General features: G+C 68.9%; 24 protein-coding genes and 1 pseudogene. 10 read left to right on the plus strand and 15 right to left on the minus strand.

The features are described from left to right. Window positions 1-93: 93 nt before the first annotated feature. From ACFXAE_RS08995 to ACFXAE_RS09005, 3 genes and pseudogenes are all read left to right on the plus strand, one after another. Complete coding sequence (locus tag ACFXAE_RS08995) at window positions 94-609, plus strand: SigE family RNA polymerase sigma factor (RefSeq protein ID WP_384710297.1); 516 nt, start codon at window positions 94-96, stop codon at window positions 607-609. Beyond that, on the plus strand, window positions 599-1,387 hold the full coding sequence (locus ACFXAE_RS09000; protein ID WP_384710300.1) for a hypothetical protein: 789 nt from the start codon (window positions 599-601) through the stop codon (window positions 1,385-1,387). The genes ACFXAE_RS08995 and ACFXAE_RS09000 overlap by 11 nt, the downstream gene beginning before the upstream one ends. 244 nt (window positions 1,388-1,631) lie before the next feature. Beyond that, window positions 1,632-1,994: pseudogene (locus ACFXAE_RS09005) on the plus strand (fasciclin domain-containing protein); the annotation flags it as partial. 81 nt (window positions 1,995-2,075) lie between these two features. Here ACFXAE_RS09005 and ACFXAE_RS09010 read toward each other — a convergent pair. From ACFXAE_RS09010 to ACFXAE_RS09020, 3 genes are read right to left on the minus strand one after another with little or no spacing between them, the layout of a single operon-like run. Continuing rightward, on the minus strand, window positions 2,076-2,489 hold the full coding sequence (locus ACFXAE_RS09010) for a DNA-binding protein (RefSeq protein ID WP_384710302.1): 414 nt from the start codon (window positions 2,487-2,489) through the stop codon (window positions 2,076-2,078). Then, window positions 2,486-2,749: a CopG family transcriptional regulator gene (locus ACFXAE_RS09015; RefSeq protein ID WP_384710305.1), complete on the minus strand. Its 264-nt coding sequence runs from the start codon at window positions 2,747-2,749 to the stop codon at window positions 2,486-2,488. The genes ACFXAE_RS09010 and ACFXAE_RS09015 overlap by 4 nt, the downstream gene beginning before the upstream one ends. Window positions 2,750-2,791: 42 nt before the next feature. Further along, a complete protein-coding gene (locus ACFXAE_RS09020; protein ID WP_384710308.1) occupies window positions 2,792-3,616 on the minus strand; it encodes a hypothetical protein in 825 nt (274 codons plus the stop codon). A 207-nt stretch (window positions 3,617-3,823) separates the two neighbouring features. Between ACFXAE_RS09020 and ACFXAE_RS09025 the strand changes: the two genes are divergently transcribed. After that, the gene (locus ACFXAE_RS09025) at window positions 3,824-4,693 is read left to right on the plus strand and encodes a class I SAM-dependent methyltransferase (RefSeq protein ID WP_384710311.1); all 870 of its coding nucleotides are present in this window, start codon (window positions 3,824-3,826) and stop codon (window positions 4,691-4,693) included. A gap of 128 nt (window positions 4,694-4,821) precedes the next feature. Then, complete coding sequence (locus tag ACFXAE_RS09030; RefSeq protein WP_384710314.1) at window positions 4,822-4,956, plus strand: hypothetical protein; 135 nt, start codon at window positions 4,822-4,824, stop codon at window positions 4,954-4,956. A gap of 353 nt (window positions 4,957-5,309) precedes the next feature. Here ACFXAE_RS09030 and ACFXAE_RS09035 read toward each other — a convergent pair whose 3' ends face one another. The 5 genes from ACFXAE_RS09035 to ACFXAE_RS09055 all read right to left on the minus strand — a co-directional run bounded on the left by ACFXAE_RS09035 (window position 5,310) and on the right by ACFXAE_RS09055 (window position 8,787). Beyond that, a complete protein-coding gene (locus tag ACFXAE_RS09035) occupies window positions 5,310-5,531 on the minus strand; it encodes a CarD family transcriptional regulator (protein ID WP_384710317.1) in 222 nt (73 codons plus the stop codon). A 459-nt stretch (window positions 5,532-5,990) separates the two neighbouring features. Further along, on the minus strand, window positions 5,991-6,428 hold the full coding sequence (locus tag ACFXAE_RS09040; protein ID WP_384710320.1) for a hypothetical protein: 438 nt from the start codon (window positions 6,426-6,428) through the stop codon (window positions 5,991-5,993). Window positions 6,429-6,541: 113 nt separating this feature from the next. Beyond that, window positions 6,542-6,958, minus strand: a complete 417-nt coding sequence (locus ACFXAE_RS09045; protein WP_384710323.1) for a class F sortase — start codon at window positions 6,956-6,958, stop codon at window positions 6,542-6,544. A gap of 274 nt (window positions 6,959-7,232) precedes the next feature. Continuing rightward, a complete protein-coding gene (locus ACFXAE_RS09050) occupies window positions 7,233-8,072 on the minus strand; it encodes a DUF4397 domain-containing protein (protein WP_384710326.1) in 840 nt (279 codons plus the stop codon). Between the two features lie 103 nt (window positions 8,073-8,175). After that, window positions 8,176-8,787, minus strand: coding sequence for a sigma-70 family RNA polymerase sigma factor (locus ACFXAE_RS09055; protein ID WP_384710329.1), 612 nt, complete (start codon window positions 8,785-8,787; stop codon window positions 8,176-8,178). 159 nt (window positions 8,788-8,946) lie between these two features. On the opposite strand from ACFXAE_RS09055, the gene ACFXAE_RS09060 reads away from it, so the two are divergent. After that, complete coding sequence (locus tag ACFXAE_RS09060; protein ID WP_384710332.1) at window positions 8,947-9,954, plus strand: MerR family transcriptional regulator; 1,008 nt, start codon at window positions 8,947-8,949, stop codon at window positions 9,952-9,954. A gap of 216 nt (window positions 9,955-10,170) precedes the next feature. After that, window positions 10,171-11,403, plus strand: a complete 1,233-nt coding sequence (locus ACFXAE_RS09065; protein ID WP_384710335.1) for an HNH endonuclease — start codon at window positions 10,171-10,173, stop codon at window positions 11,401-11,403. Window positions 11,404-11,432: 29 nt separating this feature from the next. Here ACFXAE_RS09065 and ACFXAE_RS09070 read toward each other — a convergent pair whose 3' ends face one another. Together ACFXAE_RS09070 and ACFXAE_RS09075 are read right to left on the minus strand one after the other, a co-directional pair. Then, on the minus strand, window positions 11,433-11,624 hold the full coding sequence (locus ACFXAE_RS09070) for a hypothetical protein (protein WP_384710338.1): 192 nt from the start codon (window positions 11,622-11,624) through the stop codon (window positions 11,433-11,435). Window positions 11,625-11,633: 9 nt separating this feature from the next. After that, entirely contained in the window at window positions 11,634-12,482 is an 849-nt protein-coding gene (locus ACFXAE_RS09075; protein WP_384710341.1) for a helix-turn-helix domain-containing protein, read from the minus strand. Between the two features lie 254 nt (window positions 12,483-12,736). On the opposite strand from ACFXAE_RS09075, the gene ACFXAE_RS09080 reads away from it, so the two are divergent. After that, complete coding sequence (locus ACFXAE_RS09080; RefSeq protein ID WP_384710344.1) at window positions 12,737-13,150, plus strand: ATP-binding protein; 414 nt, start codon at window positions 12,737-12,739, stop codon at window positions 13,148-13,150. A 276-nt stretch (window positions 13,151-13,426) separates the two neighbouring features. Here the strand turns inward: ACFXAE_RS09080 and ACFXAE_RS09085 are convergent, their stop codons facing one another. Continuing rightward, entirely contained in the window at window positions 13,427-14,266 is an 840-nt protein-coding gene (locus ACFXAE_RS09085) for a GIY-YIG nuclease family protein (RefSeq protein ID WP_384710347.1), read from the minus strand. A gap of 120 nt (window positions 14,267-14,386) precedes the next feature. Between ACFXAE_RS09085 and ACFXAE_RS09090 the strand changes: the two genes are divergently transcribed. Together ACFXAE_RS09090 and ACFXAE_RS09095 are read left to right on the plus strand one after the other, a co-directional pair. Next, window positions 14,387-15,823, plus strand: a complete 1,437-nt coding sequence (locus tag ACFXAE_RS09090) for a DNA cytosine methyltransferase (RefSeq protein ID WP_384710350.1) — start codon at window positions 14,387-14,389, stop codon at window positions 15,821-15,823. Between the two features lie 139 nt (window positions 15,824-15,962). Further along, window positions 15,963-16,649 (plus strand): very short patch repair endonuclease, encoded by a 687-nt coding sequence (locus tag ACFXAE_RS09095; RefSeq protein ID WP_384710353.1) that lies wholly within the window; start codon window positions 15,963-15,965, stop codon window positions 16,647-16,649. A gap of 234 nt (window positions 16,650-16,883) precedes the next feature. On the opposite strand, the gene ACFXAE_RS09100 is transcribed toward ACFXAE_RS09095, so the two are convergent. From ACFXAE_RS09100 to ACFXAE_RS09115, 4 genes are read right to left on the minus strand one after another with little or no spacing between them, the layout of a single operon-like run. Further along, a complete protein-coding gene (locus ACFXAE_RS09100; RefSeq protein WP_384710355.1) occupies window positions 16,884-18,221 on the minus strand; it encodes a sigma factor-like helix-turn-helix DNA-binding protein in 1,338 nt (445 codons plus the stop codon). 8 nt (window positions 18,222-18,229) lie between these two features. Next, window positions 18,230-18,829: a hypothetical protein gene (locus tag ACFXAE_RS09105; RefSeq protein WP_384710358.1), complete on the minus strand. Its 600-nt coding sequence runs from the start codon at window positions 18,827-18,829 to the stop codon at window positions 18,230-18,232. Next, entirely contained in the window at window positions 18,826-20,490 is a 1,665-nt protein-coding gene (locus tag ACFXAE_RS09110; protein WP_384710361.1) for a DEAD/DEAH box helicase family protein, read from the minus strand. Before ACFXAE_RS09110 ends, ACFXAE_RS09105 begins: the two co-directional genes overlap by 4 nt. Continuing rightward, window positions 20,487-22,829, minus strand: coding sequence for an ATP-binding protein (locus tag ACFXAE_RS09115; RefSeq protein ID WP_384710364.1), 2,343 nt, complete (start codon window positions 22,827-22,829; stop codon window positions 20,487-20,489). Before ACFXAE_RS09115 ends, ACFXAE_RS09110 begins: the two co-directional genes overlap by 4 nt. Window positions 22,830-23,777: the final 948 nt, after the last annotated feature.

Consider the following 23,777-nt stretch of genomic DNA (forward strand, 5'->3'; position numbering starts at 1 on the left):
AGGGGTGTGCTTCGATGTGCGCGACCTGCGGAACCTGTACGCATGGCGGGGACGGCCGGGTTGCACGGGAAATCCGAGACACCGGTGGAGGGCATGACCGAGGAAGAGTTCGACGCTTTCTACGCGACCGCGTTCCCCCGTCTGACCGGGCAGTTGTACGCCTTCACCGGGGACCTCGGCGAGGCCCAGGACGTGGTGCAGGAGGCCTTCGTACGGGCCTGGGACCGGCGTCGGAAGCTGCTCGCCGACGAGGCGCCCGAGGCGTGGATACGCACCGTCGCCATGCGCCTCGCGGTGAGCCGCTGGCGCCGTGCGAGACGCTGGCTGGAACTGGTGCGGCGCACCCCGCCGCAGGAGACGACCCCCGGCCCGGGCCCCGACCGCACCGACCTGGTCACCGCACTGCGCCAACTGCCGGAGCAGCAGCGCATGGCGATCGTCCTGCACCACCTGTGCGACCTCAGCGTCGAACAGGTAGCCTCCGAGACCGGTGCGCCCGTGGGCACGGTCAAGGCCAGGCTGTCCCGGGGACGGGCGGCGCTGGCCAGACACCTGGCGGTGGACGAGGCCGAGGAGCCGGCCTGGAGGGAGGGTGGCCGTGTCGGATGAACTCGCCGATGCCTTGCGCGAGTTGGCCGCACAGCACGAGACCCCGCCGCGCGTCGGCGCCGCGGAGGTCCGCGCCCGCGCCGGACGCCGCTCCCGCCGCCGCAGGGCGGCCGCCGCGCTGGGCACGGTGGCCACGGCGGCCTGCGTGCTGGCGGCCGTCGCGTTCACCCCGCACACCGGGGAACCCGGCCGGAACGGCCGGACCCCGGCCGCGGCGCCGGACGCGGCGTCGGACGCCCCCACCCCGGCCCCGAGCACGGCGGCCCCGGTTCCCGCCTCCGCCGGCGTCCTGGACCTGGGCCGCCACACCCTCACGGTCGGCGAGCGCGTCCTGCGCGTCGACTCGCACTCCTTCCGTCAGTTCCCGCCCGGCAGTCGGATGACGGTGGTCGCCAAGGCCGACGGCAAGCTGCTGCGGCTCGAGAGCGGCACCAAGTCCGGCGCCGAGATCAAGGTCCCGTACCTGGTGGAGCTGCGCACCCCCGACCGGCAACCGGTCTACGCGGGTGCCCTCGCCTTCGACACCAAGGCGCTCGCCGCCCTCTCCGCCGGGACGGGCTGGCTGGGCATGAGTCCCACGGACGCGGAGTGGTTCTACACCCGGGCACGGACGGGCGACCGCATCGAGATCACGTCGACGGTCACTCCGGGCGCGACGGCGACGACCACCACGCCGACGGGGGCGGAGACCGCACCGACGGGGGCGGAGAGCGCGGCGACTTTGGGGACCGCGGACCACGTCGGGCCCCCGGCGGCCGGGGGAGGCACCGACGGCTGACCGCTCTGTCGACCGACCCCCGCCCACTGCCGTATGCGACCCCCTCGGCATCCACCTGGGATTTCTCCCTCCGGCGGTCCGGTGCGGCGGGAGTCCTGCTTTTCGGAGCGACCTGCTGCGCCGCGACCTGATCGAGCGTGACATCACGCTCACCTGCGTCTCCAACGAGGTCGGCGGTCCCTACGCGGGCAACGCCCGCCGGATCGGCGTACGCCTGTTCGGCCTGCTCATCGAGTGCGGAGTGGTGAAGAAGGCCGGCCTGGTCGGCACCCTCAACAACGCCGAGAACATCACGGTGTCCGCGCCCACCGACGACGCCTTCGCGAAGATCCCGAAGGACACCCTGGACAAGGTGCCGGCCGACAAGGTGCCGGCCGACAAGGAGCAGCTGACGAGCATCCTCACCTACCACGTGGTGAGCCAGAGGCTCGCCCCCGAGGACCTGGGGAACGGCTCCTTCGAAACCCCGCAGAAGTCGAAGCCGACGACGTCCGGCGCGGACGGGGACTACACCGTCAACGACTCCGCGAAGGTGGTCTGCGGCAACGTCAAGACCGCCGACGCGAACGTCCACATCATTGACACGGTCCTGATGCCGGCCTCCTGACGCCACACCGGGCCCGTCCCGGGCGCCACGCGGCAAGGCGCCCGGGACGGGCTTCCGCGCCGGACAGGGCGGTCCCCGGCGTCAGACCTTGATGACGGTGGCGCGTGTTCCGCAGAACGCGGTGATGTCCTCCGGGTCCGAGGTGAGCACGGTGACGGGCCCGGGAGCGGCCAGGGCGGTCGCGCTGAGCATCGCGTCAATGGCGTGCTTGTGGCCGTGCAGTCCGGCGTCGGCGAGCAGGGCGGCGGCGTGGCGGGCGATCGGCTCGGTGACGGGTTCGACGACGAGGCGGGAAAGGGTCCAATCCAGGGCGGGGCGGTTGATGCGAGGGTGAACGACCTCCACGAGCGTGGCCGTGGACGTGATCACTCGCAGGTCGTCGGCACGGGCGAGGGCGAGCCAGGCGGTGACCGCGCGGTCGCGAAGGACGGCCTTGGCGAGCCCTTCGCTGTCCAGCACCAGCGTGCCGCCCGGGACAGCGGGGGAGCGGCTCACGCGGCGGTCGCTCCGCCCGGCGTCTGCTGCTGCCGGGCCTGGTGGAGCTGATCGCGCAGGGCCAGGATCTCGTCCTCGGTGACGGGCCCGTGCTCGGCTTCGGCAACGGCGATGAGCTCGTTGAGATTGTCGCGTTCGATCTGACGGGTGACAGCGGCGGCGACATAGGCGGACAGCCCCGACGGGCCGCTGCGGGCCTTGGCCGCTTCGGCGATGTCACGCGGCATGGTGATCGAGTACTTGCCGGTAGGCTCACTCATGCCACTCATCCTACCTCTGATCCTCCCGGCTGGGCCGGAATGTCAGGCGGGCTGGTCCTTCGCCCACCACAGGAACGCGGCGGCGTGCTGCTGATTGGCGAACCCTTCGCCGACCAGGGAACGCAGCAGGTCGTTGCTCCAGAGGATGAGCCGCCCGAGGGTCCGGTCCACCGACTCCGGTGCCGGCAACTCCAGCCCGTAGACCTGCCGGGCGATCTCGCGCTTGCCGCCCGCCTCCGTCGTGTACTTGAGGATCGTCAGGAACCGCTCGGGCTCGACCACGCACAACACCCGAGTGAGCAGTGCCTCCTTGAACCCGGTCATGGCGAACGGCTTGGTCCCGGACAGCAGATGGTGCAGCCGGTCCCCGAGCGGCACCTCGTCGGGCCCGTGCAGGAGGTACGCGATCGTCTCGCGGGTCGCCTCCCCGGCGGCGGTGTCACCCATGGCGTTCCAGGCGGAGTTGAAGGTCGCCTGGTTGCCCGGGTGGGCGCCGACCTCGGAGTTGGCGAAGTCCTTCAGACGCCGCGGATCGCACGTGCGCAGCCCGTCGGGGGAGAAGATTTTCCGGTACTCCGCCCAGTAGGCCGCGACCCGGCGGTCGAAGTCCGGCCGCACGGCGAGGTACTGCTCCTTGAGCCGGGCCACGTGCTCCAGCCTGCCGGGTTCGACGTCCTCGGCCTTCGGGAAACGTGCCGCGAGCTCGTCGAAGGAGTGGGGCGCCCGTTCCTTCTTCGGGACGGCGGGCGTCACGTGCTCCCATTCGTAGCCGCACCGGTGCCTGACGACCCGGCCCCCGCCCTCCAAGCTCCGGACCACCTCGATGTCCTCGTCGTCGCTGCACAGCGGACACATGACCAGGGCCATGCCCACCCCCCTTCCACCGCGGAGCCCGGGCCCCGCCACAAGCCGACGTACTCCCACCGGAGGGCCACCCTTCCACATCCGGCCCGCGGCGGCCGTACCGCTTCCTCCCCCTCGACCGCCTCCGACGCGAGCCCGGACGAACGATCGCAGCCGTGCGAGGGTGCCGACGGGCCCCGCAGGACGCCCTCGCACGGCACCATGTGCCGTATGGCCGAGAACCGGATCGTGAACACCCACCAGTCCGAGGCGTGGAACGGCTACGAGGGCCGGCACTGGGCCGACCACCAGTCGCGCTACGACGCCCTCAACGACCCCGCCAACACCCCGCTCCTGTCCGCCGCCCGCATCCGGCAGACGGACGGCGTCCTGGACATCGGCTGCGGCAACGGACACCTGACCCGGCTGGCCGCCCGCACCGCGGACCACGCCGTCGGAGTCGACCTGTCCGCACCCATGCTGGAACGGGCCCGCGCGAGCACCGCCGCGGACCGCCTCGCCAACGTCTCCTACCTCCAGGCCGACGCCCAGGTGCACCCGTTCGAGCCCGCCGCCTTCGACGTCGCCCTGAGCCGCTTCGGCGTCATGTTCTTCGCCGACCCGGTCGCCGCGTTCGCGAACATCGGACGCGCCCTGCGGCCGGGCGGACGCCTGGCCTTCGTCTGCCCGCGGTCCGTCGACCGCATGGACCAGTCGGTGATCTTCGCGGCGGTGGCCGAGCACGTGCCCCTGCCCGACTTCTCCGAGAAGACGGAGACGGGCCCCGCCGCCTTCGCCGACCCGGCACGCACCACACGCGTCCTGAGCGACGCCGGTTACGACGCGATCACCATCACCCCGCTCGAAGTGCCGCAGGGGTGGGGCACGGACGCGGCCGACGCAGCCGCCTTCCTCTTCGGCTGGGGCCCGATGCGCCACTGGCTGCGCGACGCCGCCCCCGAGGACGTCGACCGCGCCCGCCGGGCCGCCACCGACGCCTTCCGCCCGTACGAGACGGAGGACGGCGTACGCCTCACGGCCCGCCACTGGCTGGTGACGGCGACCTGGCCGGGCAGCCCGGACACCCCGGGGCCCGCGTGACCCCGCCGGGCCGCGCTCCTGCGACTCCGGCCGGTCGTCCTTCCCGCACCGTCCCCCAGTGGCCCGGGGCAACGACGGTCTCGTGCGGGGGTTGAGCGCTGTGCGGTCAGTCGGAGAAGTGCGACGGCATGGGGCTGGTGCTGGACTTCTCCTGGCGCACGGGACCGGCCTGCGGCGGTTCGACGGACCTCGCTCTGCGCGTCCCTGACTCCGCCGTCCCCCTCACTGCACCCGAGCCGTCCCCGGCGACGACCACCCCGTGATGCGCTCGCGCCTCGGGCGTCACCTACACGTGACCGGGCTCACCCGCTTTCCAGCGGGTGAGCCCGGTCACCTCCGGCACCGCCGGACCACCGTCACGGACGGCGGCCGGCTGCCTCGGGCCGCGCCATACCCCTGTCCGGGACCGACTCCGGACCGTCGTCCGGGCCGAAGGCCCCGTCGTCCCCGAAGTCCGGGGCGTGGAAGGGACGTGTCGTCGGATGCGGCGCTGCCGCGGAAGCAGGGCGAGGCGCCCCTTCCAGGGCGGAGAACTGCGAGGTCAGATCGATGAGGAAACTCCCATTCGTTACGGGTCCCGGTGGGACCCGGAGTGCTGTGACCGGGCACAGCGGTCCTACAGCTTGGTCATCTTGGAGTAAGGGCTCAGAATCCGCCGTTCCTCCGAGCCGAAATTCACGACCGCGGCGATCCCCTCCTCGATACCGACGACCCGGCCGAGGCCGTACATGTCGTGTGTGACCTGATCACCCACGGCGAACTGCTTGGGAGGCAGCGTGACCGGGGCCTTGAAGGGGCTCGTGGGCAAATGGCGCTTGGGTGCAGCAGACTTTGTCATTGCCCCCAGTATGCGCCTGCCGTGTCCGGCTTGCTGCGGTCCTGCGACGCCTGAACCGTCACACTCCCACAACGTCGTCGACCGGCCGATCTCCGCGATCCGGTGAGTGCGAGCGGCGCTGGGGGCACTGACCTGCGGAAAGGCACGCAGGAACACGGGGAACGGGCCCCTTCCGACGTCGTCGCCCCGGCCCGGGACGGGAGCGGACCGGCGGGACACCAGGCACGAACGGCACGAAGGCCCGGCTGTCGCGGAGGCCGGCTGTCGCGGAGGCCGGTGTCGGGGACGCCCACCCGGACCGGCGGCTCCGGGCCCACCAGGGCCCCCTCTTGTCCGGGTGCCCGCCGACCGCCCGGGCCTTCCACCTGTGCCGAGGCGGCTGCGCGGGGCCGGCGGGGGATCTGCGACGAGCATGTACTTCGACATCGGTGACGAGGTGCTGTGGAACCCGTCCGTACGTCACCCGGCCGGGCGGGCCGTCAGCCGTCGGACGCGGGACGCCGTCCCGGAACGGTTCCGGCTCCACCACCACACGATCGAGAAGCCGGCGAGGAGGCCGAGGACGGGACGGGTGGTGCGGCGGCGGCCGGCCGGGGAACGGCCGGTGGGCCGGGGCCCGGCCGGTGTGCCGGGGAGCCCGCCCGGCGGCGTCGCGGGGGACGGCGCGGTCGTCGCGTCCGCTCCGGTGAGCTCTCGCGCGATGCGCCGCCACACCCGCTCCGGAGGCGCGGCCGGGAGGTCCGGCTCCTCGACCCGGCGAGCGGCGGTGACGACACGGGTCACCAGGCTCAGTTCCTCCCGGCACCGCTCGCACCCGGCGATGTGCCGCAGGGCGCCGGCGTCGTCGTCCGGGGCGCCGTTCCCCAGGGCCAGTTCCACCATGTGCGCGGGGTCCACGTGCGGCACCGTCACCCTCCCGTCCCTGTGCTCGGTCGCCGGCCCACCCGCCCTTCCCGCACCGGTACCGACTGGTGACCGTGCACGGACGCACTCACCGCGGTCCAGGCGGTTCAGCCGGTCAGCGGTTCCGCGGTGACGATCAGATTGGCCCGGTAGCCGCCTTCCTCGGGGACGAACGGAGGGGCACAGGTGATGAGAGTGAGGACCGGCGGGCCGCTTCTGCGGAACGCCGAGGGCGGAAGGGCGTCCTTCGGCACCGTGGAGCGCGCGGTGACGCGGTAGCGGGCCGGTTCGGCTCCGGCTCGCCGCACCTCCACCCGGTCTCCTGGCTTCACGTCGTAGAGCGACGCGAACGCGCCGAGGGCTCCGGTGTCGTCGTCCACATGTCCGACCAGTACCGACGACCCCCGGGCGCTGCCGGGCGCCGGTCCGAAGCGGTACCACCCCGCGACGCCCGGATCGGACGGAACGGTCATGTCGCCGGCGTCGGTGACCCCCACCGGCCGGACCCGGGCGTCAAGCCCCACGGCGCGGACCAGAACGCGCTGGGGAGGATGCGGTCGCTGCGCCCGGGACGGGGGACCCGACCGCGCCGGGCCCGCACCGGAGGGCCGGTCGGGCGCGGTGGCGTACGGGGCGTCGGGGCGGCCGAAGCCGGGTGGGGACGGTGCCTGCTCCGACGAAGCCACCCCGAGGAACCCGAGGGACCCGAGGGACCCGAGGGACCCGAGGGACCCGAGGGAGAGGACCGCCGCCGAGACGGCGGTCGCCACGGTGAGGCCGGTGAGCCGTCGTACCACGTCATCCACGCCGGCCCGCGGCCCGGCGGATCAGCAGGGCCCCCGCCAGGGCGGCCACGCCGGCCGGGGCCGCCCAGGCCGGCCACGGGTCGGAGGGGTTCGGGCCGACGGCCGCGCCGTTGCCGCCCGCGTGGACGGCGTTCGGTGCGGATTCCATGCCGCTGAGCGTCTGCGTGGCCAGGGCCAGGTTCTTGTCGTCCGCGCTGCCCCAGGCGTAGACGATGGTGCTCGCGCCTTCCTCGAGGTTCAGCTCGGCCGGGCCGATCGCCACGGTGTCGGTGCCGGCGAGCACCACGTCGGCCGGGACGGTGCCCGCGTCGACCACCGTGGTCTCCTCCCCGGGGTTCTCCAGCCCCTTGAAGACCGGCTGCCCGCCGGCCCGGACGTCCACGGCCGGCGCGGCGGCCACGTGACGCACGGTCAGCCCCGCCTTTCCGGCGTCGACTTCGGAGGTGTCGTTGACGAAGGCGGTCAGCCGGGGCTCGCCGTCGGCGGAGAGGTGCGCGGCGATCGTCGCGTTCGCTCCGGCCGGCACCTTGATCTCCTTCTCGACGGCCGGGGTGCCCTCGGGTCCCTGACCGGCTTCGAAGACCTGGATGTCGTAGGTGCCGGCGTCGAGGGGCTGCGGGTCGGTCACCGTTCCGGGCTCGAAGTCGCCGAGGAGCTCCTCGCCGTTGGCGTAGACGTCGGCGGTCAGTCCCGGGACGCCGTGGAAGACGGACACCATGGCCGTGTCGTCACCTCCCGCGGCGGGGACGGCCGCGGCGGGCGCGGTGACGGCGAGCGCGACGGCGCAGGCTCCGGCCGGCACGCAGAGCAGGAGGGGGATTCGGGAGTTCATGGGAGTCGTCCCTTCGTCGAGGTCGCGCCGGTTGCGCGGTCTCGTCAGTGGTTCGTGCGAGGGTGTCGGCGCGGATGCGCGCGGCAGGGCGTTTTTACGGCGGCTACGCGGCGTCGACGTCGGCGCGGCCCTGCTCGATCCCCTCCCTCAGCCGGTGGAGGCCGCGCCGGGTGTGGCTCTTCACGGTGCCCAGGGGCATGCCGGTGCGCTCGGCGATCTGGACCTGGGTCAGGTCCTCGTAGAAGGCCAGGCACAGCACCTCGCGCTGGCTCCGCGGCAGCCGGGACAGCACGTCGACGAGGAGCACCCGGTCCAGGACCTCGTCGGGGCGTCCTTCGCCGGGCCGCCGCTCGTCGGCGTCGTGGGCCACGGTGTCGATCAGGGTGAGGCGCCTGGTCCTGGCTGCCAGCGCGTCGACGATCTTGCGCCGGGTGATGCCGACGAGCCAGCTGCCGAGCGGCCCCTTCTCCGGGCGGTAACCCTCCCTTCCGCGCCAGGCGCCGAGGAACACCTGCTGGGTCACGTCCTCGGCCTCGTACGTGTCGCCGAGCGAGCGGGTGGCCATCGTGTGGACGAGCGAGCCCCAGCGCCGGTAGACGGCCGCGAACGCGTTCTCGTCGGCGGCGAGCAGTCCACGGGCGAGTTCGTCCTCGTACCCGGTCTCCCGCGTGACCGGCGGCGGGCGGACATCCGTATGTGGCGTGTTCGAGGTCATGACCTGTTCCTCCTGCCGTCCGCGCCGCGCGGGGGGAGGGCCGCCCGCGGAGCGGGTCGTGACGGCGTCCGGGCCGCTGTCACCTTCTCGTGCGTCCCAGTGTCGGGAGAGGAAACGACGCACACAACATGCGTCGTTTGTGCGTCGTAAGGTGGAAGGATGGACATGCGCGGGGACGACGACGACGATGACGACGGTGCGGGCGGGCGGCGCGGTGGCGGGCTGACCACCGGCGAGGTGGCGAGGCGGCTGGGCGTGGCCCCGACGACGATCCGTTCCTGGGACCGCCGCTACGGACTCGGACCCGCCGCCCGCGACGGCGGCCGGCACCGCCGCTGGACCGCCCGTGACCTGGCCCGGCTGGAGCGGATGTGCGCCCTGACGGCGACCGGACTGCCACCCGCCGAGGCCGCCCGGCTGGCTCTCGACGAGCCGGGAACGGACACGCCGCCCCGGGCGGAGGGCCCCGCCGCGGCCCCCCGGCCCCCGGCCCGCGGACGCGGCCGGGCCGGAACGGGTCTGCGGCTCGGCGACGTGCGCCAGGAGTGCAAGGGAGTCGCCCGTGCTGCCCTGCGCCTCGACGCCGCCGCCCTCGACGCACTGCTGAAGGCCGCGATCGAGGAACACGGCCTGGTCGCGGCCTGGACGGAGGTGATCGTGCCGACGCTGCAGGCGGTCGGCCGCAAGTGGGAGAGCTCGGGGGAGCGGTACGTCGAGGTCGAGCACTTCCTCTCCTGGCACGTCTCCGGCGCGCTGCGCCGCCACGCGCCCCCCGTACCGGCCGATCGCCCGGGCGCCGTCACCGTGCTCGCCTGCGTGCCCGCGGAGAACCACACGCTGCCGCTGGAGGTACTGGCCGCCGCACTGGCGGAACGGAACCTCCCGGTGCGGATGTTCGGCGGCGCGCTGCCCGTCGAGTCCCTCGTGGCCGCCGTGCGCAGGACCGGGCCGGCCGCGGTGGGACTGTGGGCCCAGTCACGGACCACGGCCAGCCGGCCGCTGGCCCAGCACGTCTCGGGGATCGAGTGGGGCGTGCGCGGAGCACGCAGGAAACCGCTCGTCCTGACGCTCGGCCCCGGCTGGGCGGGACAGACCGCACCGGGGCTGCCGCACCCCTCCGGCCTGGCGGAGGCCGTCACCGCGGTGGAGTCCGCCGTACGCGGCTGAGCCGGCACCGCCCGGCCCTGTTCAGTTCGGTCGCGACCGCGGGCGTGCTTGAAGCGCGCCGGCCCGTCGGCGAGGTCGATCAGCGGCTCCGGGTGCGCATAGGGCGGCGGTCCGAACGGCACCTTGATGTGGACCGACGATCTCGACGGCGCGGATGCCGGCGAGGCGGTTCACGTGCCGCATGGATTGTCATACTGTCCGACTAGCCTTCGGCGTATGGGGCTTGGCGACATCAGGTACGAAGACGTCATCGCGGCGACCGAAGAGTTCCGCCGTCTGGGCCGGGACACCTTCCTCCAGACGTACGGCTTCGGGCGAGCCAGGTCGTACGAGATGGTCCTGGACGGTCTTCGCTACGACTCGAAGGCCATCGTCGGTGTCGCCCACGGGCATGCCACCGGCGACTTCCTGAGCCCGAAGGACTTCAGTGGCGGTGCGGCCACGGTGGCGCGATGCCTGCGCGAGCTCGGTTTCGTGGTGGAGACCGGGGAGGCATCCCGCGACCGTGCCGCCCTGCTGGAGCGTCTCCGCAAACTCAAGGTCTCCCGCGGCCCCGGACACCCGGCCCCCAGCCGTCACCAGCCGCTGAGCCTCCTGTGGGCGATATCCCGCGAAGCCGACGAGCGGCCCCGCCTGACCCCGTGGCCACAGTTCCGGGACGAGGTCGGCCCGCTCCTGGTCGAGTTCGGCCTCCCCAACGCAAAGGCCACGCCGGAGTATCCGTTCTGGCATCTCCGGGGCAGCGGACTGTGGGAGGTCCAGGGCATACCGACCGAACTGACCGAAAAGATGCCGAAGGTGAGCATCCTCGACGCGCACCACCCGCAGGCCGGCTTCCCGGCGGAGACCGCCGATCTCCTCCGGGACCCGGTGACCCGCCTCCACGCCATCGCCACGATCTGCGAGACGTATCTAGAGGACGTCGACCGCCAAGCTCTCTTCGAGCGAATCGGCCTGGGCGGATACACCACAGCCGGCAGCCTGTTGAGCCTGCCGGAGGACGAGAGCGGCGGTGCCGACGTGGACGACGAGCACGGGCGGGCGACCGGCCCCGCACCGCGCCGTGACGCGACCCGCTCCGTCATCGTCCGCGACGAGGCCCTGGCCAGGAGGGTCAAGGAGCTCGAGGACAACCGGTGCCAGATCTGCGGCACGACGCTCCGTCACCTGAACCGCCCGTACAGCGAGGCGGCGCACATAAGAGGCCTGGGCAGACCCCACCACGGCCCCGACGAACTGCGGAACCTCCTGTGCCTGTGCGCCAACTGCCACGTCCTCTTCGACGGCTTGGAGATCTATGTCGACCCTGACGGCCTGGTCAGGGGAACGAGGGGCGACAGAGAACCCCGCCCCCTCCGCCGCGACACCAGACACCCGATGGACGAGGCGCACATCGGCTACCACCGCGATCTCTGCACCCTCAATGCTCCTAAGCCCACCGTCGGCTGACTCGGCCCAGGGCCGGAGCGCTGCGGGCCCTACAGCAGATGGTCGGCTTTACCGGCCTTGATGTCGGTGATGAGGGTGCGCAGGGCTTCGAGGGAGTCGGTGAGAGGGGTCTCCTCCTGACCGGCGACGGCTATGTACCCGTTGCCGTCGGCATCGGTACCGAGACGGAAGCAGGAGCTGCCCTCGGCGCAGAACGGGGCTTCCCAGGTGATGTCGGGCATTGACACTCCTCATAGTTGGCGTGAGATGTCGCGGACGAAGTCTCTGGACTGCTCTGGCGACAGAGCCAGACTTTCCAACAGATCGAGCTGCGCCCGGTATTTCGCCAACTGACCTTCGGCGTGGAGGAAGGTGGGCCCGTGGGAGCTGTCCATCTGCACCGTATCGAGCTGCGGAACGGGCCCTTCGATGTGGACGACCGTCTGCCCGGCACCAGGGAAGGCGCCGCGGGCGAAGGGCAGAACGAGCACGGTGACGTTGTCCCGCTCGGACACCTCCAGCAAGTACTCCAATTGGGCACGGGCCACGTCGGCACCACCGAACTGCATCCGGAGTGCGGCCTCGTGGATGACCGCGACGTACGGGACCGCCCTGTCGCCGGTGATCACCTGTTGGCGTTCGGCACGCAGCGCGAGTCGCAGAGCAACCTCGTGCTCGGGCAAGGCGGGAACCGCAGCCCGGAAGATGGCCATCGCCTGTTCCGAGGTCTGGAGCACGCCGGGCACATGGACGGTGTTAGCGCCGCGCATGCGCACGGCGTGGCTTTCCGTCTCCGCGATGTCCAGCAAGCCCTGCGGCAGAATGCCCCGGTAGCGCTCCCACCACCCCGTACTCGCCTGAGCCATCTCGACGAGCGCCTCGATGTACGTCTCATCGGTCACGTCACAGTTGCAGGCCAATGTGCGCAGACGGTCGGCGCTGATACCCCGGACTCCGGACTCGATGTTGGAGATCTTGCCCCGGTCCACACCCAGCAGGCCTGCCGCGAACTCTGCGGACATCCCTGACGCAGTACGGATGCGCCGTAGCTCACTTCCCAGCCGCTTCTGCCGTTCTGTGGGAGTCGTCCTCGGGGGCATCGGGGTTCCTTCCATCCGGCAGAGGTCGCTCAGCGGCACTCGAAGGCCGCCGTACCTCTCCGTGGTGAATTCTTTTGAGCGCGTGGAAAATTTACCACCGGCTGCTCTACTGTCAGTATCGCGCAAGCTACACACTGCAATGCCGGAAGCGCACCGCGCGAGCATGCCCGCCTGCCCTGGGACGGGTGTGCCCGCGACCAGGGCGGTAGGCCACCGGCGAGCCCCAAACCCCTCACGCAGCACTGGAGTTCGTCATGCCCGAGATCCCCCTGGTACCCGTCCACTGGCACTTCCCCGCCCACCCCGCCTCCGTACGGAGGGCCCGTCACGCCGTCGCCGAATCGCTGCCGCACGTCCTCCGCCCGCACCTGGGCGACGACCTGGGCCTGCTGACCTCCGAACTGGTCACCAACGCCATCCGCCACGGGGCCTGCCGGGAGGACGAGGAACTCATCGAACTCGTGCTGTGGCCCGCCGACGGCCACTACTGGCTCGCCGTCTCCGACCCCGGCACGGGCAAGCCTGTCCTGACCCACCCGGCCGCGGACTCCGAGAACGGCCGGGGCCTCCTCCTCGTCGACCACCTTGCCACCGCCTGGACCGTCCGCCCCCGCCCCACACGCGGAACCTCCGTGGTCGCAGGCTTCTCTTTCCGTCAAGGCGATTGACCCGGCGGAGCGTTCGGCCAAGCCGGTCGGGCAGCACGGCCCTACCCGCGCTGCCCGACCGGCTGACCCAACTCGACGGCGTCGAAGTCGCCGAGCAGCACGACCGCCGACCAGGCGGGTCACCGCGAGTGCACACCGCGGCGATGGCTGCGGATTGACGTCCTGGGGAGGGTGAGGCAATGGCGCCGATGCCCCAGCCCTTCCCAGCTCTGTGATGGATGAGCTGGGGAGGGGGAGTGGCTTACCGTCCGGTGCGGCTTCGGCGCGTGCTGTGGCTCACTCGGTGAGGTCGTCGGCGGTGAGCGGGGCGGAGTCCTTCTGGGGCTCCTGGTCGGTGACGCCCTCGGGGCGGTAGTAGCGGGTGGCGCTCGCGTACTCCTCGGTCTTGTCATACATGATCACGTAGCCGAGGAGGGCGGTGATTTGCCACGAGGGCGGTATGGCGGCTCCGGCCAGGCGAAGCGCCTGGTCTGCGGTGATCGCGCCGGCCGGGACCTCGACCATGATCTCCGCAGCCCGTGGGGGCTCCACGTAGCGGAAGAGATACGGCAGACCGTCCTTGATGCTCTTCAGGAACTTCCGCAGGCTCGTTGTCCCGGCTCGCACTCCCTCCACGGGAGCGGCGAGGTTGATTGGGTACTGGACGTCGAAGTGGTCCTTTTTCAGAACGGTCGTGTCCCGCTTGCTGCCGGGGTCCCTGCTGCCGAACCCGCTGTTGTTCCAGGGCAGACCGCCCCGCTCGTTCTTATAGTGGTTTATGAGCAGTTGTTCGGGGCCGAGGGCGTAGAAGTCGTCGTCCACGTAGAGGCAGCTGAACGTGACCTCGGCGAGGTCGATGTTGAGGCGGCCGCCGATCTTACGCAGGTGGTTGCGGAGCCGACCTGGCAGGCCCTTAGTCTTCTGGTCTGCCTTGCCCACGTAGACGATCTGACCGTTGACGTACAACTGGTAGACACCTGGGCGCTCCTCCAGCTTCGCGAGGTTCTCCTCGCTGAGTTGGGCGGTGCCCAGGTTGTTGAGGGCCTTGGCGAGCTGGTCGCCAAGCGCCCTGGTGATGCTGAGCCGGAAGTCGTCGTGGAACTCGCCGCGGCCGTCGACTCCGCTGATCCCCGCCATGTGGTGTTCTTTCCCCTGGTTCACGCTGGTCAGAGCGCATCCTATAATCCCCCCACGCATTCGATCACTCGTTCGAGTGAATGATCCTGGCTTGCTGATACTCCGCGGTACGATTCCGGCATGGACGACCAGGCAGAAGACACCAAGATCCCGAGCGACCGCAAGAGCGTGGAGCTGTTCGCGGGAGGCGGTGGCCTTGCCATGGCGGTCCATCGGGCGGGGTTCCGTCCAGTGCTGTTCAACGAGTTCAACAAGAGGGCCTGCGAGACCCTGGTGGCCAACGCTGGCAAGACCCTCGGTGACGACGGGCTTGTGGTGATCCAGGACACTCAGCCTGTTCCCCCGGCCCCGGGGGAACCCGCCCCTCTCTACCCCGGTGACGTGCGGGACCTGGACCTCACGAAGTTCGCCGGGGAGGTCGATGTCCTCGCCGGCGGTCCGCCCTGCCAGCCGTTCAGCGCTGGAGGGGTCGCCAAGGGCGACGAGGACAAGCGGAACATGTTTCCCGCTGTGTTCAAGGCCGTCCGTGACATGAGACCGAAGGTCGTCCTCTGCGAGAACGTCCGCGGGCTGCTGCGGGACTCCTTCAGCGACTACTTCGCGTACATCCTCAATGAGTTGCGGCTGCCTTTCGTCGAGCGCAAGGACTCTGACACCTGGCAGCGGCATAACCAGCAGCTGCTCGATCGGTTTGGGGCCTTGGGTGTGACCGTGGAGGACCCGAAGGCCGTCAGGGCGCGCAAGGGACCGCTCCCCGAGGACAAGGATCTCGGCGGCCTCACCGAGTACGACGACGATGACGAGCACTACCGAGTCCTGCACTTCGAGGTCAACGCCGCCGACTACGGGGTTCCCCAGGTGCGGAACCGCGTGATCATCGTGGCCTTCCGCGCCGACCTCGGCGTTGATGTGGTGAGGGACTTCCTACGCCGGGTCAGGCCGACCCACTCCGAGACCGCCCTCCACCGCTCCATGCTCGTTGACGGGAAGGGGTACTGGGCTCGCCACCCAGAGGTCCCCGACTACGTCAAGGCGCGTGTCAAGGCGCGACTGACCAAGGGGAACCTCGAGGCCGACGGCCGCGAGCCATGGCTGACGTTTCGCGACGCCATCAAGGGGTTCGGCGGGGATCCCGAGCTGCCTGCCCTCCCGGACGTGGACCTGCGTCGCCTGGAGGAGAAGCACGACTTCGGCGGAATGCTGTTCCCCAGCCACATCGGCTGGCCCGGCGCCAGGATCTACAAGGGCCACACCCCGAACGAGCTCGACCGCCCCGCCAAAACCGTCAAGGCGGGCGTGCACGGGGTCCCCGGCGGCGAGTCCGTCATGCTGCTCGACAAGCGGGTCCCCGACCCCACGTCCCCCGACGGATGGCGACACCTGCACCGGTACATGACCGTCCGGGAGACGGCCCGTGTCATGACTTTCCCCGACGAGTGGGTCGGGTCCGGTCCGCGCGGGGAACAGATGCGGCAGCTCGGCAACGCCGTCCCCGTCGCCCTCGGCCAGTTCTTCGCCAAGGCCATTAAGGACGCCCTGGACGCGGTTGGGAAGTAGCGAGATGAGACGGCCCACCGAGCACGCCGGGCAATGGAAGAACAGCCTTCCCCCCGAGCGTGCCTACAGACGCCGAGCTGGCTCCGCCGCCCCGACCGTCGAGCAGGATCGGGCCGCTGGAGGACGGGAACGGCGCTGCGTGGCCCTCGACGACGGCCGCTACGCCCGCGCCTCGGTCGCTCTTAAGCTGTATCGGCGGACCCGTCGCATCCGTGCCTACTTGCGCTGGTCCCAGGATGGATCGACACGGGAACGTTACGTGTGCGAGGTCGACCACCCCACGCGCCGGGAGAACCTGGCCGAGGCATGGAGGCGGGCCCACGAGATGGGCCTGGCCTGCGAGCAGCCCCTACCGGACAGCTCCAAGGCATCCTCCAACAGCGTCCGCGCGGTGATGCGCGCCAACCGTGGCAAGGACACAGGGCCGGAACTCGCCCTACGTAAAGAGCTCTACCACCGCGGCCTACGCTACCGGGTCGACGCTCGTCCCATCCCGGACATCAGGCGTAGGGCCGACCTGGTGTTTTTTGGCGCCCGCGTGGCGGTGTTCGTGGACGGCTGCTACTGGCACGGCTGCCCGGAGCACTACCGGCCCGCGACCAAGAATGCCAAGTTCTGGCGGGGGAAGATCAACGGCAACCGCGACAGGGACCGGCAGACAAATGAGATCCTGCGCGCTGCGGGCTGGAGGGTCATTCGGGTCTGGGAGCACGAGGCCCCGCGGACTGCGGCGGATGTGATCTCCGAGGTGGTGCGGACCCGTAGGCAACGGACGCCCGGAAGGCGGGGAGCACGCGAAGCACTGGCCGCCCCGGACCTTGGCTAGACGGCGCGGGGTGGTTGTGGCCTGTGTGGACCGACCGGCCCGCCGGGATGTTCCCAAAAGGAGCGCCACAGCGCCGCCGCGGACGGCTCTGCCCCTGCGACCTTCGATCACGGGCGAGCGCGCCACCCTCGATTGAGGATGGCGCGCCCTCACCTGCTGAGGCTGTCCTGCCCCAGCAGGGCGTGCCAGGTTTTCAGTGCGAGCGCTGGTGGCACCCGTATGTAGGGACAGAGGTCAGCCGGTTCCGGTCGGAGGCGAGGAGTCGGTCGTTGTCCGAGCCGGGCACGCGCTCCACGCGCAGCCATGGCTAACCTGGGCGGTCCCGTCGACAAGGTGGAGCAGCAGCAGGAGCACACACCCTTCCACGGTCTTCAACTCCAAGGCGTGGCGGCGGAGGCTGGAGATTTGGGCGGTACTCGTGCCACGCCGGACGACCAGGGGCGCATGGCCTGCTGCGGTGGCGAATGTCCGACTCATGGGTGCTTGACGGAGGCCAAGGCGCCAGGTCAGCCAAGAGCTGACCCGGACTCCGCTGCCCCGAAGGACGTCCCGGTCGATGGTGATTCGGGCGCCAAGAAAGTCACCTTCCACGGCCATGGTGGCTGGTTGGGCGGGTTCCTCCTCCTCTATCGGTCGTGCTCCCCGAGAGACGAGGTCGATAAGACCTTGGTCGGTCTCGCCGATCTGATCACTGAGCAGACACTGGGTGAGCCGCCAGGCACTGACCGGGTAGATCTCTCGTACCTTGGCGAAGAGCGCCGCTCTGGAGAGGGGGCCGAACTCGGTGACTACACCGACGAGGGCCTCGACGGCGTTCTTATAAGGCGTGATACGCAGGTGTGACCATTCGGACAGTGCCCAGGTACCTTCGGGGCGCAGCTGCGTGAACCGGTCGTCACGCCGCAGTGCCTCTCGCGCCGCGGCGGCGGTCGCCACTGACATGGGGCCGACGAGTTCTTCCACCGGACACGGATGACCGATGTTCAACAGCCACAGATACGCGGCATCTCGCCCCCGGGCCTGGCGCCGGACCCAGTGTCCTTCCGCGCTCCGAGTGACCCCGGACTGAGGGTGGGCCAGGATCTCGGCCGACGGAATCCCGCTGGGCACGCCCGCCTCCGCGGCCGCGTCGTCCAAGTCGGAGTCGAGCAAAGGGACCTTGGTTGTCAGATCCTTGAGCGCCTTGTCGAGAGCGTCCAGGCGCACGGTCCACCAGCCGCGAAGCGGCCCTGCCCAGGTACGTGGCGCGCCAAGGCCCGCTTCGGCCAACAGCAGCTCCACGGCGAGGTGGTCCTTCAAGTTCAGAGTCGCCGCGAAAGATGACCTTCGCACGGCGGGGCTCTCGCCCAGGGCGCGCACCGTGTCACGCCAGCCCTTACAGAGGATGTCCGCGAAACTCGCGAGTTGGCGCTGTGTCTCGGCCATGATCTGGCGAACCCTCTCCCGGCTCACCTTGAGATCATTTCCGATGTCCTCGAGGGTGCGGCCCTCCGCCCGACCCTCGGCTATGGTTCTGGCCCGCTCGTCGACCACGGTCTGCCACGCCCGAATCAACCACTCGTCATCGTCCATGACCTCTCCTACATCTCGTCGAAGTAGACGACCCGCACGCCGAGGAACTTGGCCAGACGCGCGTGCTCGGCCTTCTGCTCACGGGTGAGCGGGTTGAGGAAGGGGTCGACGACACAAATGGTCCAAGGGGCGGTCTCTCCGTTGGAGCGATCGAGAATGGCAGGCCACACCAGGTGTTTGAACTGGGACGCCTGACCGGTCACGAAGTGCAGTTCCTCGTCTTCCCGGTCAACTCGTCGAACGGTGGCCCGGATGGGCTTTAGCTTCTTGGAGCCCGAGACGATCTTCCATTCGTCGCCGAGCGACCTCTCGATGATCTCCTCAAGGGTCGCGGCCTGCTGCTGGACGTACTGGGCGTACTTGCCCAGGCCTCGACGCGACCGCTCGTACTCCTTCATCGGACCGTCTTTGATCCAAGGTCTGATATTCGCGGGTTGGCCCAGGAAGGTGATCAGCCGGCCTCCGATGTCGGGGTCATCCGTCCACTCCTGGTAGAGACGGGTCCGGTCGGCGTCCTGCAGGTGGGTCCAGCGCTTCCTGCCAGCGTGCTCGTAGAGGCGCGTGACCACAGCCGCCTCGATAGCGGTGGGGATCTTGTAGTCGGTCACAGAATTCCTTTCGGGGCGGGAAACTGGAGACGGACCTCGTCCGCCGCGGTCTCGAGGTCGGCGGCGTCCTGGATCCACATGTCCATGAGGGAACCGACGGTCTCGTCCTGGAACTCGATTCGCGAGACGTGCGGGAGCTCCAGGTGCTCGGCCTCTTGCGCCTCGAGAGTGCGTCTGAGGTTCAGCGCTGCGGCGGCGCGGCGGATGTCGGTAACGAAGTCCAGTACTTTCAGGGCTTTTTTGGTGGGGCTGAGCCGCAGCCCACGCCCCAGCTGCTGTACGAAGATTCTTCGGCTGTGAGTGACTCGGAGGAAGGCGATGAGGTTCACGTCGGGGACGTCGACACCCTCGTTGAACACGTCAACACAGGTGATGACGGGGACACGCCCCAGGCGGAACTCGTTCAGCAGGACGTTTCGGTGTCGTTTTGCCAGGCCACTGTGGAGATAGGATGCCTTGGCCCACGCGGGGTCGGAGACCGAGAGGAGCTTTGCCATGTGCTCGGCGTGTTCGATGGTCTGACAGAAGACGATCGCCCGGGGCTCGACTGTCTCCCGCCAGGCCGTACGGAGGTGCTCAATGATCTCTTCGTCCCGCTGAGGCAGGAAGAGCCGGCGGTTGAGATCCTTGATGGAGTATCCGTGCCGACTGATCTCCTTGACCGCGTCCCAGTCCACACCGTCCGCGTACAACTTGTAGTCCACGGCGGACAGGAAGCCGGCGGCCATACCCTTGGCGATACCCATCGTGAAGCTCGGGTAGCCGAAGCGAGCCGTGATGTCAAACTTGTCACCGCGCCAAGGGGTAGCCGTGACTCCGAACTTCTCCGCAGTCGCACACAGATCGAGGAGTTCCGCAAACCTGCCGGTCTCGGCGACGTGATGCGTCTCGTCGATCATGATGAGATCGGGACGGTAGCCGGCGCGGACGGCCGCCAGCGCGGATTCAACGGTCGCGACCACCACACCATCTAGGTTCCGGGGCTTGTTCTCCCCAGTGAGCAAGCGAGTCGGGACGCTCTTGGGGATGTGCCTCCAGAGCGCCTTCTCGAGTTGCTCGACGAGATCTCGCATATGGGCGACCACGAGGATCTTGGCGTCGAGGCGGGATTTGAGCAGGTTTCCGATGACCTCTCCTCCGACGACCGTCTTGCCGAGTCCGGTCGCGAGGACGAGCAGTGCCGAACCTTCGGCGGCCAGGTCGCGTTCGATGGCTTCCACGGCCCGCGCCTGGTAGTCGCGAAGATCGTAGGAGTTCGGTACATGGTCCGGCATGAGCTCACCGATGGCCGCGAGCGTGGCACCGTGCCATAGCGTGATGTCGATGCCAACTCCCGCGAGGGCACGGATACGCTCTTCGGTCGATACGTTGATGTCGGTGTTGGTGGCCAGGACGGCCTTGTCTGCCCGGTAGTGGGTGCGCGCCCGCTCAAGGTCGTCAACGCCGGCTTGGTCCGCAACGCCATGCGCCTTCCACTTGCTCTGGAACACCCACTGCTCACGGTCCCGCACGGCCAACAGGTCGGCACCGTGGTCATGGGCGCCGTCGACGACACGTACGTCATGGAAGCCCAAGTGCCAGAGTGTGCGCTCCAGGGCTTTGGTCAGCCCGGACGGACCGCCGTCCCGCAGTTCGGCCGGTGAGAGGAACGCGGCTGTCATTTCTCACCGGCCAGTTCGTCCGTGAGCAGGGTGACGCTGAGGCGGGCCCGCTGGAGCTGAAGGGCGGTGGCTTCACTCGCGAAGGTGCCGATGGTCGCCACGTCCGCGAGGTAGCCCGTGACCCGAGCCAGGCTGAGGGATCGAGCGGAAGGCGACTTCACCTCGCTGTACGGCCCCCGGAAGACGTGTCCGTCCAGAAAGGCCTCAGGCATTGTCTCCACCAACCGAACAAGACTCAGGGCGGGAAGGTACGAGACGAAACCGGCGTCCTGTCCGAGGCGCCCGATCTGGCCGACTTGACCGGCGGCGATCATGGACTCTTCGACGGAGGTCCGATCTTCCTCACTGAGGCAGTCATAGGCCCGTCCGAACTCACTAGATCGATGAAGCTCGTCGACCATGCGACGGCGGACCTCGGTCAGCAGGTCGCGCGCTTCCGCTCCCACGGTCGTACCGTCCAACGCGCTCTCCTTGAGGGAGGAGGCACGGATGGCGGCAAGCATCTGAGACGGACTCCATTCGGAACGGCCTCGAACCTTGAGGAGAGGGGCCAGCTCGACAAGAAGGATGTCGGCGTAGTCCGCTCCGAATCGCCGGAACACCTCATGGGAAGGGTCGACGAAAGCCATCAACTCGTTGCCGGCGCGCTGGTCCAAGAGAACCGGAACGGCCTTCCCTGAATCATCGAGAAGGGAACTGCCGCTCTTGAGCACCCGCGTTTCGACGTTCAGGTGACCAAGGTCGGGGTGGCCGTAGGGGCGGGTGAGGTGCGAGTGGCGCGTAGACGCGGCCTCGTAGCGAGCGAGGCGCTCGCTACGCGTCTCGGCCTTCGGCTCCTTCACCGTGGTAACCGTGCCGTCGCCGGTCATCGCGACACTGGCTAGCGAGGCGGCACCGGAGGACGGCGCGTTGACGGGAACCTTCAGTGCCTCCATCACCGCCCGCGCGTCTGGCTGGCTCGGGACGCTGGCCGCCGTCTTGGTCTCCACACCTCTGCTCTTGATCTCCTCATGCTCGAGGACCGCCTGCCACCAACGCTCGTCCGTCTGGAATTCGGGGTTGCCCTTCTGGAACTCCTGCCCCCAACGACGGGTGGCCTCATGGAGAGGCTTACGGCCATCCCCCGGGACGAGGCAGCGGAGACCGGCATCGTTACGCCGGAACCCCTTGTACAGCAGGGCGAGAGGGCTCTCGTTCTCCTCATAACCCAACGCCTGGGCCCTCTTCGGCTGCAGAGGGGCAACGCCTCGCAGTATCTCCACTGCGCTACGCCAGCTGCGGTCTGAGTACTCGAAGGCGTCCTTCTGGTAAGTGACGGGAACATGATCGAGGTGAATCTCCCCGATGATCCGACCGCCCTGATGGGCGAGTTCGACGGGGTACTCGGGGTCCTCGTTACCTTCGGCGCCATCCGGATTGTTCCAGGTGAACAGCTGCTTATCCCAACGCAGGATCTTGCGGCCGTTGCGAAGGAAGTCGATCCCGTAATCGGTCTTGTGCAGGTACCGCTGGATGCCCAGCCAGCCCCAGATTCGGCGTCGCCGGACAGTCAGCTTCGCGCTCCCGCAGTCGAAGCAGATGTCCCCCTGTGTGAGCTGCCACTGACCACAGTCGGAGCAGGCCACTCCATCCTGCAGCTTCTGGTCGATCTCGATGTAGGCGGGAACACGTTCCTTGCCGTTGTAAAGCACATAGCGATCATCACCCCAGCGGCAGTGACGAACCGGCTTGACCTTGGTCCCGCCGATGTACAGCTCGAACCCGCGCTCGGCCAGGATCCAGGAGTACACCGACCCGAGAGCATTCCTGAGAGCCGCACCGTTCCGACGCAGCCAGTCGGCCCGGGTCCGGTTCAGTCGATCGATGATGATCTTCGTGCCGTGCTGGGCGGGATGACTCTTCGGCTCGGTGATGTCCGTTGCCTCGAAGTCATCGCCGATCTGGTCCAGGTCGATCTCAACGCCGATCCATTCAGTGTCACCAGGACGGGTCGTCAGCACTCGGGTGCGCTTGCCGAGCCGGGCGGTGGCGACATTGAAGCCCATGCCGAACAGGCCGAGCTTGTCGTGCATGTCGTTGCCGGACCAACCGGCTCGGACCGCACGCTCCAAGCGCTCGTACGTCATGCCTCGACCGGTGTCCGTGATGACGAGTTCACCGCTGGCCGAGGAGGGCAGCGAGACACTCACCATGAAGCCGTCAGGCCACTCCGTTCCAGAATGGACGATTTCACTGAAGTCGTCGAAGGAGTTGTCGACAAGCTCGGCCACACACTGCCACTCGTCGAACTCGATCTCGCCCAGCATGCGCAGCACGCGAGCGGAAGGGGTGATCTTCACTCTGGTGGAACCCTCCTGATGTCTTGCACGCCGACGACCGTCACCGGCGTGCAAGGGCACGACGAAGCGGCCTGGCGCGGTGAGCCATGCGTAACCGCGAGAGTACCGCGTACCTCTGACACTTCGTCCACTACTTGCGGAGACGCCGATGTTCATGGGAGCGTCCCGGCGAAGAGTCTGCCCTGAGACCTCCATCCAGCGTGCGACCACCTACCTACACGAGGGCGGGGCACAGTACGACTCATCCCGTCCTTCGGAGGGAGGATCCTTCGCAACGAACCAAGTCTGGCGGGAACGCTGCTCGCCTTCCACTGGAGTCCCGGTGTCATACAGGGTGTCGTGGACTGTGAACGCCCCTACACGCCGGCTCGCCAACTGCCCCTCTAGCGGCGTCACTGGCCTGCGCTGGTTCGGTCGCCCGTTGCGCCGCGGGCGGCACGAAAGCTGGACACGGTCGCCCCCTCCGTATTGGCGGAGCTTTCCAAGGACTATTCGCCGACGCCATCAGGAGTTGATTCAGTGCAGATACCCCCGAGTTAACGAAGTTATTTCAGCGGTTGAGTCAATGCATCATTCACTAGCTTTCAAGGGGGGTATCGAGGTAGTTAGGTAAATTCCACAATAGTTCCGCAGTGGCGCGCTCCAGGGAGGGTGTGACGCCGATATCTGCTGCCCAAAACTAGGCTTGACCTGCTGGTATGCGGAAGGTGCCTACGGGTTGCCAGTACTGAAGAAGGACCACACGAACGAACCGGCGGCCTCAAACGAGATTCGTCAAGGAGGATGCCACCCAGGGAGACGGGGAGGCCGGTGACATGCCATCAAGTTGGCTTTGCGGGCCGCGTTTTCAAGGAAATGAGATGTAGCCCACAAACGCCCTGATTGCGTTGGCATTCAGGTAGCGAACTACTCCAAGATGCACCACAGACAGAGGGCCCGTCGGCTCAC

Origin of the sequence: Streptomyces sp. NPDC059454, from assembly GCF_042749965.1 — a bacterium.
Taxonomy (GTDB): Bacteria; Actinomycetota; Actinomycetes; order Streptomycetales; family Streptomycetaceae; genus Streptomyces.